Raw genomic sequence first — 15,775 nt, forward strand, 5'->3', positions numbered from 1 at the left:
CCCGATCGGCCTACAGCTTGGTCCAGGCCTCGGAGAGGGTCGCGCGCAGGATCTGCTCGATCTCGTCGAAGGTCTCCTGGTTGGAGATCAGGGGCGGGGCGAGCTGGACGACCGGGTCGCCGCGGTCGTCGGCACGGCAGTACAGGCCGTTCTCGAAGAGCTTCTTCGACAGGAAGCCGTACAGGACGCGCTCGGTCTCGTCGGCGTCGAAGGACTCCTTGGTGTGCTTGTCCTTGACCAGTTCGATGCCGTAGAAGAAGCCGTTGCCGCGGACGTCGCCGACGATCGGCAGGTCGTGCAGCTTCTCCAGGGTCGCGCGGAAGGCGCCCTCGTTGTCCAGCACGTGCTGGTTCAGGCCCTCGCGCTCGAACAGGTCGAGGTTGGCGAGGCCGACCGCGGCGGAGACCGGGTGGCCGCCGAAGGTGTAGCCGTGCAGGAAGGTGTTCTCGCCCTTGTAGAACGGCTCGGCCAGACGGTCGGAGACGATGCACGCGCCGATCGGGGAGTAGCCCGAGGTCATGCCCTTGGCGCAGGTGATCATGTCCGGCACGTAGCCGAACTTGTCGCAGGCGAACGTCGTGCCCAGCCGGCCGAAGGCGCAGATGACCTCGTCCGACACGAGCAGCACGTCGTACTGGTCGCAGATCTCCCGTACCCGCTGGAAGTAGCCGGGCGGGGGCGGGAAGCAGCCGCCGGCGTTCTGCACCGGCTCCAGGAAGACGGCCGCGACCGTGTCCGGGCCCTCGAAGAGGATCTGCTGCTCGATCTGGTCGGCGGCCCAGCGGCCGAACGCCTCCGGGTCGTTCCCGTGGATCGGTGCCCGGTAGAGGTTGGTGTTGGGCACCTTGTGCGCGCCCGGAACCAGCGGCTCGAACGGGGCCTTCAGGGCCGGCAGTCCGGTGATGGACAGGGCACCCTGGGGAGTGCCGTGGTAGGCCACGGCACGGGATATGACCTTGTACTTGGTCGGCTTGCCGACGAGCTTGAAGTACTGCTTGGCGAGCTTCCAGGCGGTCTCCACCGCCTCACCGCCGCCGGTGGTGAAGAAGACCTTGTTCAGGTCGCCCGGGGCCTCGTGCGCGAGCCGCTCAGCGAGTTCCACGGCCTTGGGGTGGGCGTAGGACCAGACCGGGAAGAAGGCCAGCTCCTGTGCCTGCTTGGAGGCGGTCTCCGCGAGTTCCTGACGGCCGTGACCCGCCTGCACCACGAACAGGCCCGCGAGGCCGTCGAGGTAACGCCTGCCCTTGTCGTCGTAGATGTGAGTGCCCTCGCCCCGGACGATCGTGGGGACGGGGGAGTTCTCGTACGAGGACATGCGGGTGAAGTGCATCCACAAGTGGTCGTACGCGGACCTGCTGAGGTCCTTGGGGCTGTCGGTGCTCACGATTATCGGGTTCCCCACATGTAGGTCTGCTTCTTGAGTTTGAGGTAGACGAAGCTCTCGGTGGAGCGCACTCCGGGAACGGCCCGGATGCGTTTGTTGATGACCTCCAGAAGGTGGTCGTCGTCCTCGCAGACGATCTCGACCATCAGGTCGAAGGAGCCCGCGGTCATCACGACGTACTCGCATTCGTCCATGGCGGCCAGCGCGTCGGCCACGGACTCCACGTCGCCCTCGACGTTGACGCCGACCATCGCCTGCCGGCGGAAGCCCACCGTGAGCGGGTCCGTGACGGCGACGATCTGCATCACGCCCTGGTCGAGCAGCTTCTGGACGCGCTGGCGCACGGCCGCCTCCGACAGACCCACGGCCTTGCCGATGGCGGCGTACGGCCGGCGGCCGTCCTCCTGGAGCTGCTCGATGATGGCGAGGGAGACGGCGTCCAACTGGGGACCGCCGCCGTTCTTGGACTCGCGCGAGTCCTTCGGGTCTGCGCTTCGACTGGCCACGGAGCCACTGTGCACGACGTATCGACAGTTTTGCAAGGCGCATTCGATGAAATTCGTTGTCTGTGGCGTTCTGCTGTGCGGATTTCGCAGATGCGGAGTGGGCGGGGGTGTTGAAAACGTCAGCCGTCGGTTTAGGGTGGGTGTCTCAGAGGTTGGACACCTCGACACGTTTCGACCCCATACCTCGGACACCCACGAGGAACACCAGGAGGGCCTGCAGTGAGCACCGAGCTGCGTCGTCTGCGCAACTACATCGGCGGGGAGTTCCGGGACGCCGCCGACGGACGGACCACCGAGGTGGTCAACCCCGCGACCGGCGAGGCCTACGCGACCGCTCCGCTGTCCGGGCAGGCGGATGTGGACGCCGCGATGGCGGCCGCCGCCGAGGCCTTCCCCGGCTGGCGGGACACCACCCCGGCCGAGCGCCAGAAGGCCCTGCTGAAGATCGCGGACGCCTTCGAGGAGCGCGCCGAGGAACTCATCGCGGCCGAGGTGGAGAACACGGGCAAGCCCGTCGGGCTGACCCGCACCGAGGAGATCCCGCCGATGGTGGACCAGATCCGCTTCTTCGCGGGCGCGGCGCGGATGCTCGAGGGCCGCTCGGCCGGTGAGTACATGGAGGGCCTGACCTCGATCGTGCGCCGTGAGCCGGTGGGCGTCTGCGCGCAGGTCGCCCCCTGGAACTACCCGATGATGATGGCCGTGTGGAAGTTCGCCCCGGCGATCGCCGCGGGCAACACCGTCGTCCTGAAGCCCTCGGACACCACCCCTGCCTCCACGGTCCTGCTGGCCGAGATCCTCGGCTCGGTCCTGCCCAAGGGCGTCTTCAACGTCATCTGCGGCGACCGCGACACCGGACGTCTGATGGTCGAGCACCCCACCCCGGCGATGGCCTCCATCACCGGGTCGGTGCGCGCCGGCATGTCGGTCGCCGAGTCCGCCTCCAAGGACCTCAAGCGGGTCCACCTGGAGCTGGGCGGCAAGGCCCCGGTCGTCGTCTTCGAGGACACCGACATCGCCAAGGCCGTCGAGGACATCTCCGTAGCGGGCTTCTTCAACGCCGGCCAGGACTGCACGGCCGCCACGCGCGTCCTCGTGCACGAGTCCATCCACGACGAGTTCGTCTCCGCCCTGGCCAAGGCCGCCGCCGACACCAAGACCGGCATGCCGGACGACGAGGACGTCCTGTTCGGCCCGCTCAACAACCCCAACCAGCTGGCGCAGGTCGAGGGCTTCATCGAGCGGCTGCCCGCGCACGCGCGCGTGGAGGCCGGCGGCAAGCGCGTCGGCGAGCAGGGCTTCTTCTACGCGCCGACCGTCGTCTCGGGGCTCAACCAGGACGACGAGATCATCCAGAAGGAGGTCTTCGGCCCCGTCATCACCGTCCAGCGCTTCACCGACGAGGACCAGGCCGTCGAGTACGCCAACGGCGTCGAGTACGCGCTGGCCTCCTCGGTGTGGACCAAGGACCACTCGCGCGCGATGCGGATGTCCAAGAAGCTCGACTTCGGCTGTGTGTGGATCAACACCCACATCCCGCTGGTCGCGGAAATGCCGCACGGCGGCTTCAAGAAGTCCGGCTACGGCAAGGACCTCTCGGCGTACGGCTTCGACGACTACACGCGCATCAAGCACGTGATGACGTCCCTGGACGCGTAGGCGTCGCGGTGTCGGCCCCGGACGGTGAACCACCGTCCGGGGCCGACGTGTTCCCGGCCGGACCAATTTTTGAACGTGTTCAACTCCAGGCGTACGCTGCTGCCATGAGCGACAGAGCCGCCCTGCTCAAGGGCATTCGCGTATGGCTGGTGTTCTTCGTCGTCTGTCTGGTGCTCAGCGGAGCGACCGCCTTCCCCCTGGTGCACGAACTGCGCTGGACCGAGGAGTTGTTGCGGTCGCTGTCGGTGCAGGAACACCTTCCCGCCCTCATGGAGTGGATCGGGCGCGTGCGGGAGGGGCTCGACACCGCCGACGCCGACCACCCCTTCCTCCTCTACGGCACCGACTGGCTCGCCTTCGCCCACCTCGTGATCGCGGTCGCCTTCTACGGCCCCTACCGCGACCCCGTCCGCAACGTCTGGGTCATCGAGTTCGGCATGATCGCCTGCGCCGGTATCGTCCCGCTCGCCCTCGTCTGCGGCCCGATCCGCCAGATCCCCCTCTGGTGGAGCGTCATCGACATCGCCTTCGGGGTGTTCGGCGCGATCCCGCTCTACGTCGTCCGCCGGAAGATCAAGCGCCTGGAGGCGCTCCAGACGCCCCCTCCGCACACCGCCGCGGCGGTCACCGTGTGACGGGAAGCGGCTCCCGCGTGCGGCCGGAACCCGCTGCCCGCGGACCGTGGAAGGTGGCGCCTTGCCGCCGTTGACCGTGCCGTCCGCCCATGACACGGTCGGCCTTGCCTCCGGCAGGACCGGCCGGGGTGCGGGGCTACGGGAGGGGACGGGCGATGACGGCAGCGGGGCGCACCCGGGCGGGACGGCGTGGACCGAGGGCCTGTGTCGTGGTGACGGCGGCGGTGGTCGCCGCGGTGGCCGCGGGACCGGCGGCGGTCGCGGCCGGTCCCGCGGCCACCGCACCGGTGCCGGTGGCGGCGGGCGTGGCGAGCGATCCGACCCCGGAGGAGCAGAACCGGCTCAGGGAAGTGGCCGGCGCGATCTGGACTCCGCAACTGGCCGCCGGATGGAACATGAACGCCGAGGCGGCCGACGTGCTGTCCACGGCCACCGGGGAGATCCTCCGGTGCAGCGAGGCGTTCTCCCTCGTGCCGCGCCCGCCGGGCTTCGTCCCCGGGCTCGGCTACCTCGTCAGCTACTGGAAGAACCTGCGCGACTACTTCCTCGCGGTGAAGGACGACCGGACCTGTCGCGCCTGTGTGGTCACGGCCGCGGTCAACTACCGGTCGGCGATCGAGATGGCCTCCATGGGCATCTGAGTCCGGCGCAGCGCGCACAGGACGTCGACGCGGTTGGTGGTGATCGAGTCGACGCCCATGGCCAGCAGGCGGCGCATGGAGCGGCGGGTGTCCGGCGTCCAGACGGACACCAGCAGGCCGTCGCGGTGGACGCGCTCGACGAGGGCCCGGTCGACCAGGCCGAAGCGGTAGTTCAGCCAGCGCGGGCGGATCACCTCCAGCAGACCCGCGCGGGCCGGTGCCCGTGTCGTCCGGGTGAGCGCGATCTCGGCGGACGGGTCCGCCGCGCGCACGGCGAGCATGGCGGGGGCGCCCGCGCAGTAGTGGACGCGGTCCCGGGCACCGCTCTCGCGCACGGCGTCCACGACCCGGCGCGCCGCACGGACGTCCGGAGCGCCGGGCAGGTCGATCATCACCCGGCTGCCCTCCGTCGCCGCCAGCGCGGCGGAGAGCGTGGGCACCCCGTCGTCGGTCATCCCGCGCACCTCCTCCCACGACAGCGACAGCAGAGGGCGGTCGTGCCGCCACAGGCGCTTGAGGGTGTCGTCGTGGAGCAGCACCGGGACGCCGTCCCGGGTCAGGCGCACGTCGATCTCCACCGCGTCCGCGCCCCGCCGGAGCGCGGACCGCAGTGAGGCGAGGGTGTTCTCGCGGACGCGGTAGGGGTCGCCGCGGTGGGCCACGGCGGTCACGTTCTGCATGGAGGTCCTTCGCGCGGCGGTCAGGAGGCGAGCCAGGACGTGGTGTAGGTGTCGATCTCGGCGGCCAGCCGCGCCTTGCCGGCGGCGTCCATGAACGACGCCTCGACCGCGTTCTTCGCCAGGTCGGCCAGGCCCCGTTCGTCGAGGTCCAGCAGCCGCGCGGCGACCGCGTACTCGTTGTTGAGGTCGGTGCCGAACATCGGCGGGTCGTCGGAGTTGATCGTCACCAGGACACCGGCGGCGGCGAACTCCTTGAGGGGGTGCTCGTCGAGCGTGGTCACCGCGCGTGTGGCGATGTTGGAGGTGGGGCACACCTCCAGGGCGATGCGCCGCTCGGCCAGGTGCCGGAGCAGCTCGGGGTCCCGCGCCGAGCTGGTGCCGTGCCCGATGCGCTCGGCGCCCAGCTCGTTGAGGGCGTCCCACACCGTCTGCGGGCCCGTGGTCTCGCCCGCGTGCGGCACGGAGCGCAGACCGGCCGCGATGGCACGGTCGAAGTACGGCTTGAACTGCGGGCGGGGCACGCCGACCTCCGGGCCGCCGAGGCCGAAGGAGACCAGGCCCTCGGGACGCAGCCGGTCGTCGGTGGCCAGGCGCGCGGTCTCCTCGGCGGACTCCAGCCCCGCCTCGCCGGGGATGTCGAAGCACCAGCGCAGCACCGTGCCGAACTCGCTCTCGGCCGCCTTGCGGGCGTCCTCGATCGCGTCCATGAAGGCACGCTCGTCGATCCCGCGGCGGGTGGAGGAGAACGGGGTGATGGTCAGCTCGGCGTAGCGCACCTGCTGCCGGGTCAGCTCCCGGGCCACCTCGTAGGTCAGCAGCCGGACGTCCTCCGGGGTGCGGATCAGGTCGACGACGGACAGGTACACCTCGATGAAGTGGGCGAAGTCCGTGAAGGTGAAGTAGTCGGCCAGGGCCTCGGGGTCGGTGGGGACCCTGGAGTCGGGGTGGCGGGCGGCCAGCTCCGAGACGATGCGGGGGGAGGCGGAGCCGACGTGGTGCACGTGCAGTTCGGCCTTGGGCAGGCCGGCGACGAAGGCGTGCAGGTCGCGCATCTGCCCGGCGGTGGCTGCGTCGAGGTGGTCGGTCAATGTTCCTCCCCGGGAACGGCGCCCCCCGGCCGCGCTGCGGCGGGACGCGGGTGATCGGCTGATCGGTGTGCGGGGGTCATCGTAGGCCGGGGGCGCGCGGCGCGGACAAGGGCCGTAGCATGACGGGACGTCCGACGGAGGGGGCCCGGCGCATGGCCGACGACGCGCAGACGCCGCAGCAGCGGGAGCGGGCAGCGGGGGGTGTGCCGACCGGTGAGCCGCACACCGGTGCCGTGTGGCCGGCGCCGGCCGACGGCGGCGCGCGGGACGCGGTGGCGCAGGACGGTTCCCTGGTGGACGTGCGGACCACCGGGACGCCGGCTCCCGTGAGCACCCCGGATCCCTGGGCGCCGCCCGCCGACCGCACCCCGGCGCCGGGCCCCGGAGCGGGCGGCCCGCGGTCCGACGGCCGCGGAACCGGAGGCGGGGGAGCGGGCGGTCCGGGCGAGACCGTCGTGGCCGGCGGCCCCCGGCCGTGGTCCGCGCCTTCCGCTCCTGCCGCGCCCTCCGGGCCTTCCCCCGCCACTCCCTCCTCCGTCCACGACCAGCAGACGGTGACGTCCTTCCCGGCGGTGGGCGGCCACCCCACCGCGCCCCAGCAGCACACCCAGCCGTGGGCCGGCCCGTCCGCGCCGCACACCCCCGTGCCGCCCGCCGCCAACCCGTTCGCGCCCCCGGTCGGAGGCGGGCCCGTCCCGCCGCCGCCCATCGGCCCCGAGGGGCCGGGCCAGGTCCCGTACGGCTATCCGGGCACCGGGTACGGCGGCGCCCCGGTGCAGGGATACTCCGGCTGGTCCGGTGGGGCACCGCTGCCGAGCAACGGACTGGGCGTGACCGGACTGGTGCTCGGCATCATCTCGGCCGCCGTCTTCTGCGTCTGGCCGGTGGCCATCCTGCTGGGAGTGCTGGCCGTGATCTTCGGCGGGATCGGCCGGGGCAAGGCCCACCGGGGCGAGGCCACGAACGCGGGTCAGGCTCTGGCCGGGATCATCTGCGGCGCGGTCGGCGTCGCCCTGGGCATCGCCTTCGGCGCCTTCGTCCTCCTCACGTAGCCGGACCGGAACCCGGCGCCGGACCGGAACCCGGCGCCGGACCGGAACCCGGCGCCGGACCGGAGCCCGGCGCGGAGCCCCGACCCGACGCCGCGCGGAGCCGACTGCGCGCTTCCATCAGCGCGAAGCCCAGCAGGTTCGGCCCCCGCCACCGCCGCGGGTCCGCCGCCCCCTCGTCGCCGGCCGCGAGGCCTATGCCCCACACCCGGTCCACCGGACTCGCCTCGACCAGCACCCGGTCCCCCGTGTTCAGCAAGAAGGACCGCAGGCCGTCGTGCGCCGCGAACTTGTGCACGCTGCCCTCGACGACGATGCCGAACCGCTCCCGGCGCCATATCGCCTCGTCGAAGCCGCGCACCAGCCGTCCCGCATCCTTCGCCTGCGAGGGATGCCCCGCGGCCAGCACCCGCCGCTCCCCCTCGGCATCCGCGAACAGCCGGGCCTTGGCCGCCATCATCCAGTGCTCCGCGGTCGCGTACTCCACGCCGTCCACCGTGAACGGCGACGGCCACCACTGACTCAGACAGCTCGCGCCGATCCGCCCGCCGGGCAGCGGCCGGTGCCCCCAGAAGTGCAGGTACTTGACCCGCACCCCCGCCCTCAGCGCCTCGATCAGCGCGTCCCGTGAGTCCATCGCCCCCGTGATCCCCTCCATGCACGCGAGTCTGTCAGGGACCACTGACAGTCCGTCCTGCCTTTTCCGTGGCAACTCGACACCTGGTCGACAGATTCCGTCGCGTAACCAAAAGGCAACAACGGAATCCCTTGTTGGAGTCCCGTTGCTCTGTCAGGATCGGCACTCAAATCGAGCTGGAGCCACGCCGCCCCCCTCGGGGACACGGAGGAGAGCGACATGCACAACCCGGGCACCACCACCCCGGAACGATTTCCCGCCCAGGACCGGTTCGCGGACGGAGCGCAGTTCATCGCGGGCCGTCCGGCGAAGGGCACCTCGGGCCGTACCCACGCGGTCGTCGACCCGGCCACCGGCGCGGAGGTGTACGCCTACGAGCTCGCCGGCACCGACGACGTCGACGCGGCGGTCGCCGCCGCGCGGGAGGCCTTCCCGGCCTGGGCCGGCGCCACCCCGGGCGAGCGTTCCGACGCCCTGCACCGGTTCGCCGCCGTCGTCGCCGACCGTGCGGAGGACTTCGCGCGTGCCGAGTCGCTGCAGTGCGGCAAGCCCCTGAAGCTGAGCCGCGAGTTCGACGTCCCGGGCACCGTCGACAACATCACCTTCTTCGCCGGCGCCGCCCGCCACCTCCAGGGGCAGTCGGCGGGCGAGTACTCCGGCGACCACACCTCCTACGTGCGCCGCGAGCCCATCGGTGTCGTCGGCTCCATCGCCCCCTGGAACTACCCGCTCCAGATGGCCGCCTGGAAGGTCCTCCCGGCGATCGCCGCGGGCAACACCATCGTCCTCAAGCCCGCCGAGCTCACCCCCCTGACCTCGCTCCTCTTCGCGCGGGCCGCCACCGACGCGGGCATCCCGGACGGTGTGATCAACATCGTCACCGGCACCGGCAGGGAGGCCGGCGAACACCTGGTCGGCCACCCCGACGTGGCCATGACCTCCTTCACCGGCTCCACAGCCGTCGGCAGGCGGGTCGCCGAGATCGCCACCGCCACCGTCAAGCGCCTCCACCTGGAGCTCGGCGGCAAGGCCCCCTTCGTCGTCTTCGACGACGCCGACCTCGACGCCGCCGTCAACGGCGCCGTGGCGGGCGCGCTCATCAACACCGGGCAGGACTGCACGGCCGCCACGCGCGCGTATGTGCAGCGACCCCTCTACGAGGCGTTCGTCGAGCGCACCGCCGCCCTGATGGACACCGTCCGGCTCGGTGACCCCTTCGCCCCCGGCACCGACCTCGGTCCGCTGATCTCGCACGTCCAGCGCGACCGCGTGGCCGGCTTCGTCGACAGGGCGCGTGCCTACGCGCGCGTGGTGACCGGTGGTGAGACACCCCTGGGCGAGCTGGCGAACGGCGCGTACTATCGCCCCACGCTCATCGCCGACGCGGCGCAGGACAGCGAGGTCGTGCAGTCCGAGATCTTCGGTCCGGTGCTGGTCGTCCTGCCCTTCGACACCGACGACGAGGGCATCACGCTGGCCAACGACACCCCGTACGGGCTCGCCGCCTCCGCCTGGAGCCGGGACGTGTACCGCACGGGCCGGGCCACCCGCGAGATCAAGGCGGGGTGCGTGTGGATCAACGACCACATCCCGATCATCAGCGAGATGCCGCACGGCGGCTACAAGGCGTCCGGCTTCGGCAAGGACATGTCCTCGTACTCCTTCGAGGAATACACCCAGATCAAGCACGTCATGTTCGACAACACCGCGGTGGTCCGCAAGGACTGGCACCGCACCGTCTTCGGGGACCGATAGCAGCCAGGCCGCCCGACCGCGGCCAACCTCCCGAAAGGGCACCACGCGCATGGAGCAGTACGAGCCCGACCGCCTCTCGCCGGCCCAGGAGGCCGCGATACGGCGCAGTTTCCGCAACGGCAGGGCGGCCCTGAGCCGCCGTTCCCTGCTGCGCGCCTCCGCGGGCGGTGCGCTCGCGGTGGGCGGACTCGGCGCGCTGAGCGCCTGCGGCATCCCCGCCGCCGGAAACACGCAGGGCGGCGTCTCGGCGGAGGACCACTCGAAGGAGGAGAAGACCGTCAGCTTCTCCAACTGGACCGAGTACATGGACGTCGACGACAGCGGGCGGAAGCATCCCACGCTGGACGCGTTCACCCGACGCACCGGCATCAAGGTCAAGTACACCGAGGACATCAACGACAACACCGAGTTCTTCGGCAAGATCAAGCCGCAGCTCGCCGCCGGCCAGGACACCGGCCGCGACATCATCGTCCTCACCGACTGGCTCGCCGCCCGGCTGATCCGGCTCGGCTGGGTGCAGAAGCTGGACCCGGCCAACCTGCCGCACGCCTTCGCCAACCTGTCGCCCCAGTTCCGCAGCCCCGACTGGGACCCGGGCCGCGCCTACTCCTACCCCTGGCAGGGCATCGCCACGGTCATCGCCTACAACAAGAAGGCGCTCGACGGTGTGGAGGTGAGGACCCTTTCCGACCTGCTGGACAACCCCAAGCTCAAGGGCCGTGTCGGCCTCCTCACCGAGATGCGCGACACCATGGGCCTGACCCTGCTCGACATGGGCAAGGAGCCGGAGAAGTTCACCGCCGACGACTACGACGCGGCGCTCGCCCGGCTCCAGAAGGCCGTCGACAAGGGCCAGATCCGCCGCTTCACCGGCAACGACTACACCGCGGACATCAGCAAGGGCGACTTCGCTGCCTGTGTGGCCTGGGCCGGTGACGTCGTCCAGCTGAAGGCGGACAACCCGGACATCGACTTCCTGATCCCCGACAGCGGCTACATGATGTCCAGCGACAACCTGCTGGTGCCCAACAAGGCCCGCCACAAGGCCAACGCCGAGCGGCTCATCGACTACTACTTCGAGCCGCGGGCCGCCGCGGAGCTCGCCGCCTACATCAACTTCGTCTGCCCGGTCGAGGGAGTGAAGGGCGAGCTCGCGAAGATCGACGAGGACGCGGCGAACAACCCGCTGATCCTCCCCGACAAGGCCATGCAGGCCAAGTCCCGTGCCTTCCGCTCCCTGAGTTCCGAGGAAGAGACGGCATTCGAAGAGAAGTTCGCGAAGCTCACTGGGGCGTGACGAGATGAAGACGACCAAAGACACCAGCGCGGCCGGCAACGGCGGGGACGTCCGCCTCACCGGCATCAGCAAGACGTACGGCTCCTTCACCGCCGTGCACCCGCTCGACCTGACCGTTCCGCAGGGCTCCTTCTTCGCCCTGCTGGGCGCCTCCGGCTGCGGCAAGACCACCACCCTGCGCATGATCGCCGGCCTGGAGGAGCCCACCGCCGGCACCGTCCACCTCGGCGACCAGGACGTCACCGCGCTCCCGCCGTACAAGCGGCCGGTGAACACGGTCTTCCAGTCCTACGCCCTCTTCCCGCACCTCGACATCTTCGAGAACGTCGCCTTCGGCCTGCGGCGGCGCGGCATCAAGAGCGTCAAGAAGCAGGTCGACGAGATGCTGGAACTGGTCCAGCTCGGCGAGCAGGCCCGCAAGAAGCCGCACCAGCTCTCCGGCGGCCAGCAGCAGCGCGTCGCGGTGGCCCGCGCGCTGATCAACCACCCCAAGGTGCTGCTCCTCGACGAGCCGCTCGGTGCCCTCGACCTGAAGCTGCGCCGCCAGATGCAGCTCGAGCTCAAGCGCATCCAGACCGAGGTCGGCATCACCTTCGTGCACGTCACGCACGACCAGGAGGAGGCCATGACCATGGCCGACACGGTCGCCGTGATGAACGCCGGCCGGGTCGAGCAGCTCGGCACGCCCGCCGACCTCTACGAGAACCCGCGCACCACCTTCGTCGCCAACTTCCTCGGCACCTCCAACTTCATCGAGGCCGAGGTGGACTCCGCCTCGGGCGACGAGATCGTGCTGAGGGCGGGCGGCGGCAAGCTGATCCTGCCCGGGGCCCGCAACAGCGCGCCCACGACGGCCGGAGGCAAGGTCCTGGTCGGCGTGCGCCCGGAGAAGATCTCCCTCACCCCCGCCGACGACGCCGGCGAGATACCCGAGGGCCGCAACCGGATCACCGGCCGCATCGCCGACTCGAGCTTCATCGGCGTGTCCACACAGTTCGTCGTCGACAGCCCGGTCTGCTCCGACTTCGAGGTCTACGTCCAGAACATCGACCGCGACGCCCGGCTGCGGCCCGGCGCCGAGGTGGTCCTGCACTGGAACCCGGCGCACACCTTCGGCCTGGACGCGGCGCAGTCCCTGCTCGCCGGGACAGTGGGCTCCGCGGGTGTGGAGACGGTCGCGGAAGAGGTCGCCCGATGACGACGGTCACCGAGGCGCCACCCCTGGCGCCCGCCCCGGAACGGAAACCCCCGCGCAAGCGGGGCCGCTGGACGCCGTACTGGCTGCTGCTGCCCGGCCTGCTGTGGCTGGTCGTCTTCTTCGCGCTGCCCGTGATCTACCAGGCCTCCACGTCCGTGCAGACGGGCTCCCTGGAGGAGGGCTACAAGGTCACCTGGCACTTCGCCACCTACTGGGACGCCCTGTCCGAGTACTGGCCGCAGTTCGTCCGGTCGGTGCTCTACGCGGCCTCCGCGACCGTGCTGTGCCTGCTGCTCGGTTACCCGCTGGCCTATCTGATCGCCTTCCGCGCGGGACGCTGGCGAAACCTGATCATGATCCTGGTGATCGCGCCGTTCTTCACCAGCTTCCTGATCCGCACCCTCGCCTGGAAGACGATCCTCGCGGACGGCGGGCCGGTGGTCGACGCCCTGAACACCCTGCACGTCCTGGACGTCACGGCATGGCTCGGCTGGACCGCCGGCGACCGGGTGCTCGCCACCCCGCTCGCGGTCGTCTGCGGTCTGACGTACAACTTCCTGCCGTTCATGATCCTTCCGCTCTACACCTCGCTGGAGCGCATCGATCCCCGGCTGCACGAAGCGGCGAACGACCTCTACGCCAAGCCGTCGACCACCTTCCGCCGGGTCACCTTCCCGCTGTCGATGCCGGGCGTCGTCTCCGGCACGCTGCTGACGTTCATCCCGGCGTCCGGCGACTACATCAACTCCGACCTGCTCGGCTCCACCGACACCCGCATGGTCGGCAACGTCATCCAGTCGCAGTTCCTCCGGATCCTCGACTACCCGACGGCCGCGGCGCTCTCGTTCATCCTGATGGCCGCGATCCTCGTCATCGTCACGCTCTACATCCGCAAGTCCGGCACGGAGGATCTGGTTTAAATGACCTTCGTCAACTGGCTCAAGCGCCACCTCGTCGTCCTCGCGGGACTGCTGACGCTCGCGTACCTCCTGCTGCCGAACGTCGTCGTCACCGTGTTCTCCTTCAACAACCCGAAGGGGCGTTTCAACTACACGTGGCAGGAGTTCTCCACCGAGGCGTGGCAGGACCCCTGCGGTGTGTCCGGCCTGTGCGCCTCCCTGTCGCTCAGCCTCCAGCTCGCGCTGTGGGCGACGCTCGGCGCCACCCTGCTCGGCACGATGATCGCCTTCGCGCTTGTCCGCTACCGTTTCCGCGCGCGCGGCGCCGTCAACTCGCTGATCTTCCTGCCGATGGCGATGCCCGAGGTGGTCATGGCGGCCTCGCTGCTCACCCTGTTCCTCAACATGGGCGCCCAGCTCGGCTTCTGGACGATCCTGATCGCCCACATCATGTTCTGTCTCAGCTTCGTCGTGGTCGCCGTGAAGGCCCGCGTGATGTCGATGGACCCCCGGCTCGAGCAGGCAGCACAGGACCTGTACGCCGGCCCGGTCCAGACGTTCCTCCGGGTGACGCTGCCGATCGCCGCCCCGGGCATCGCGGCGGGCGCGCTCCTCGCCTTCGCGCTCTCCTTCGACGATTTCATCATCACCAACTTCAACGCCGGTTCGACCGTCACCTTCCCGATGTTCGTCTGGGGCTCCGCGCAGCGCGGAACCCCGGTCCAGATCAATGTCATCGGTACGGCCATGTTCGTCATCGCCGTGACGCTGGTGCTGGTCTCCATGGTCGTCGGCAAGCGCCGCAACCGTCAGAAGGCATAGAAACACAACCGCATTCCCCTGTAGGGAGTTGAAATCATGGCCCCGAGCGCCATGAGCCGTTGGAGCAGATCCCTTTCCGAGGCCCGGCCGGCCGCCTACTGGCTGGACGACCCCGGCAGGCCCGGCCCCGAGCCCGCCCTCACCGGCGCCGAGACCTGCGACCTGCTGGTCGTCGGCGGCGGCTACAGCGGACTGTGGACCGCGCTGATCGCCAAGGAGCGCGATCCCGCACGGGACGTCGTGCTGGTGGAGGGCCGCGAGGCGGGCTGGGCCGCCTCCGGCCGCAACGGGGGATTCTGCGCGGCCTCCCTCACCCACGGCCTGCCGAACGGACTGACCCGCTGGCCGGACGAGATCCAGACCCTTCAGCGGCTGGGCGCCCGCAACCTCGACGCCATCGAGGAGACGGTCGCCCGCCACTCCATCGACTGCGACTTCGAACGCACCGGTGAGATCGACGTCGCCACCGAGCCGTACCAGGCCCGCGAGCTGAAGGACTGGTACGAGGAGATCCGGGCCAAGGGCCTCGCGGAGGGCCTCGAGTACCTGGACACCGAGGCCGTACGGGACCAGGTGAACTCCCCGACCTTCCTGGCCGGCCTCCACGACCGCCGGGGGGTGGCGATGCTCCACCCGGCCAGGCTCGCCTGGGGGCTGAAGCGGGCCTGCCTCGACCTCGGTGTGCGCGTGTACGAGCACACCCCCGCCCTGAGCCTGAAGCCGTACGGCGCCGGCATGGCCGTACGGACCCCCTACGGGCGGATCCGCGCCCCTGCGGTGGCGCTCGGCACCAACGTCTTCCCCAGCCTGGTCCGGCGGGTCCGCGCCTACACCGTTCCGGTCTACGACTACGCCCTGATGACGGAGCCGCTGACGGCGGACCAACTGGCGTCGGTCGGCTGGAGGAACCGCCAGGGCCTCGGGGACAGCGCCAACCAGTTCCACTACTTCCGGCTGTCCGCCGACAACCGGATCCTGTGGGGCGGTTACGACGCGGTCTATCCCTACGGCGGCCGGGTGCGCGCCGAGTACGACGACCGTCCGGAGACCTACGCCAAGCTCGCCGGTCACTTCTTCACCTGCTTCCCGCAGCTCGAGGGGGTGCGCTTCACCCACGCCTGGGGCGGCGCGATCGACACCTGCTCCCGCTTCTCGGCGTTCTTCGGTACCGCGCACGCGGGGAAGGTGGCGTACGCGGCGGGCTACACGGGGCTCGGCGTCGGCGCCACGCGCTTCGGGGCCGAGGTGATGCTGGACCTGCTGGCGGGGGAGCGGACCGAGCGCACGGAGCTGGAGATGGTGCGCAGGAAGCCGCTGCCGTTCCCGCCGGAGCCGTTCGCCTGGACCGGTATCGCCCTCACCAAATGGTCGCTGGCCAGGGCGGACGCCCAGGGCGGGCGGCGCAACCTGTGGCTGCGGACGATGGACAGGCTGGGCCTCGGCTTCGACAGCTGAATCACGCGGGGGCTTGACAACCGAATTGGTCTGGACCAAATTGAGCGCGCTCCACCCCTCCCGTTCCCCC

The 15,775-nt window shown here is 70.4% G+C and carries 15 protein-coding genes; 10 read left to right on the forward strand and 5 right to left on the reverse strand.

The features are described 5' to 3' along the window. Positions 1–10: 10 nt before the first annotated feature. Positions 11–1,384 (reverse strand): aspartate aminotransferase family protein, encoded by a 1,374-nt coding sequence (locus BU52_RS13965; RefSeq protein WP_037933383.1) that lies wholly within the window; start codon positions 1,382–1,384, stop codon positions 11–13. A 2-nt stretch (positions 1,385–1,386) separates the two neighbouring features. Next, the gene (locus BU52_RS13970) at positions 1,387–1,905 is read right to left on the reverse strand and encodes an Lrp/AsnC family transcriptional regulator (protein ID WP_037933386.1); all 519 of its coding nucleotides are present in this window, start codon (positions 1,903–1,905) and stop codon (positions 1,387–1,389) included. A gap of 204 nt (positions 1,906–2,109) precedes the next feature. On the opposite strand from BU52_RS13970, the gene BU52_RS13975 reads away from it, so the two are divergent. The 3 genes from BU52_RS13975 (at position 2,110) to BU52_RS13985 (ending at position 4,825) form a co-directional block, all read left to right on the forward strand. Beyond that, a complete protein-coding gene (locus BU52_RS13975) occupies positions 2,110–3,549 on the forward strand; it encodes a gamma-aminobutyraldehyde dehydrogenase (RefSeq protein WP_037933389.1) in 1,440 nt (479 codons plus the stop codon). 104 nt (positions 3,550–3,653) lie between these two features. Continuing rightward, on the forward strand, positions 3,654–4,184 hold the full coding sequence (locus BU52_RS13980) for a hypothetical protein (protein ID WP_037933391.1): 531 nt from the start codon (positions 3,654–3,656) through the stop codon (positions 4,182–4,184). 155 nt (positions 4,185–4,339) lie between these two features. Continuing rightward, positions 4,340–4,825, forward strand: a complete 486-nt coding sequence (locus BU52_RS13985; RefSeq protein ID WP_051858174.1) for a hypothetical protein — start codon at positions 4,340–4,342, stop codon at positions 4,823–4,825. Here BU52_RS13985 and BU52_RS13990 read toward each other — a convergent pair. Beyond that, positions 4,786–5,505 carry a glycerophosphodiester phosphodiesterase gene (locus tag BU52_RS13990; protein WP_051858176.1) on the reverse strand — a complete coding sequence of 240 codons (720 nt, stop codon included), beginning with the start codon at positions 5,503–5,505 and terminating at the stop codon, positions 4,786–4,788. The genes BU52_RS13985 and BU52_RS13990 overlap by 40 nt on opposite strands. 20 nt (positions 5,506–5,525) lie before the next feature. Then, a complete protein-coding gene (locus tag BU52_RS13995) occupies positions 5,526–6,593 on the reverse strand; it encodes an adenosine deaminase (protein ID WP_037933395.1) in 1,068 nt (355 codons plus the stop codon). Between the two features lie 119 nt (positions 6,594–6,712). Here BU52_RS13995 and BU52_RS35940 point away from each other — a divergent pair, with 119 nt between their 5' ends. Next, positions 6,713–7,645 (forward strand): DUF4190 domain-containing protein, encoded by a 933-nt coding sequence (locus BU52_RS35940; RefSeq protein ID WP_200881189.1) that lies wholly within the window; start codon positions 6,713–6,715, stop codon positions 7,643–7,645. On the opposite strand, the gene BU52_RS14005 is transcribed toward BU52_RS35940, so the two are convergent. Continuing rightward, complete coding sequence (locus tag BU52_RS14005; protein ID WP_078903225.1) at positions 7,638–8,300, reverse strand: NADAR family protein; 663 nt, start codon at positions 8,298–8,300, stop codon at positions 7,638–7,640. The genes BU52_RS35940 and BU52_RS14005 overlap by 8 nt on opposite strands. 198 nt (positions 8,301–8,498) lie before the next feature. Here BU52_RS14005 and BU52_RS14010 point away from each other — a divergent pair, with 198 nt between their 5' ends. The 6 genes from BU52_RS14010 to BU52_RS14035 are packed head-to-tail and all read left to right on the forward strand — an operon-like array spanning position 8,499 to position 15,705. Continuing rightward, positions 8,499–10,034, forward strand: coding sequence for a gamma-aminobutyraldehyde dehydrogenase (locus tag BU52_RS14010; RefSeq protein ID WP_037933397.1), 1,536 nt, complete (start codon positions 8,499–8,501; stop codon positions 10,032–10,034). A gap of 49 nt (positions 10,035–10,083) precedes the next feature. Then, on the forward strand, positions 10,084–11,331 hold the full coding sequence (locus BU52_RS14015; protein ID WP_037933399.1) for a polyamine ABC transporter substrate-binding protein: 1,248 nt from the start codon (positions 10,084–10,086) through the stop codon (positions 11,329–11,331). A gap of 4 nt (positions 11,332–11,335) precedes the next feature. After that, the gene (locus tag BU52_RS14020) at positions 11,336–12,529 is read left to right on the forward strand and encodes an ABC transporter ATP-binding protein (protein ID WP_037933402.1); all 1,194 of its coding nucleotides are present in this window, start codon (positions 11,336–11,338) and stop codon (positions 12,527–12,529) included. After that, positions 12,526–13,449, forward strand: coding sequence for an ABC transporter permease (locus BU52_RS14025; protein ID WP_037933405.1), 924 nt, complete (start codon positions 12,526–12,528; stop codon positions 13,447–13,449). The genes BU52_RS14020 and BU52_RS14025 overlap by 4 nt, the downstream gene beginning before the upstream one ends. Continuing rightward, a complete protein-coding gene (locus BU52_RS14030) occupies positions 13,450–14,250 on the forward strand; it encodes an ABC transporter permease (RefSeq protein ID WP_037933407.1) in 801 nt (266 codons plus the stop codon). Positions 14,251–14,286: 36 nt separating this feature from the next. Beyond that, positions 14,287–15,705, forward strand: a complete 1,419-nt coding sequence (locus tag BU52_RS14035; RefSeq protein WP_037933410.1) for an NAD(P)/FAD-dependent oxidoreductase — start codon at positions 14,287–14,289, stop codon at positions 15,703–15,705. The last annotated feature ends 70 nt before the right edge of the window (positions 15,706–15,775 follow it).

Source organism: Streptomyces toyocaensis (assembly GCF_000725125.1).
GTDB lineage: Bacteria > Actinomycetota > Actinomycetes > Streptomycetales > Streptomycetaceae > Streptomyces > Streptomyces toyocaensis.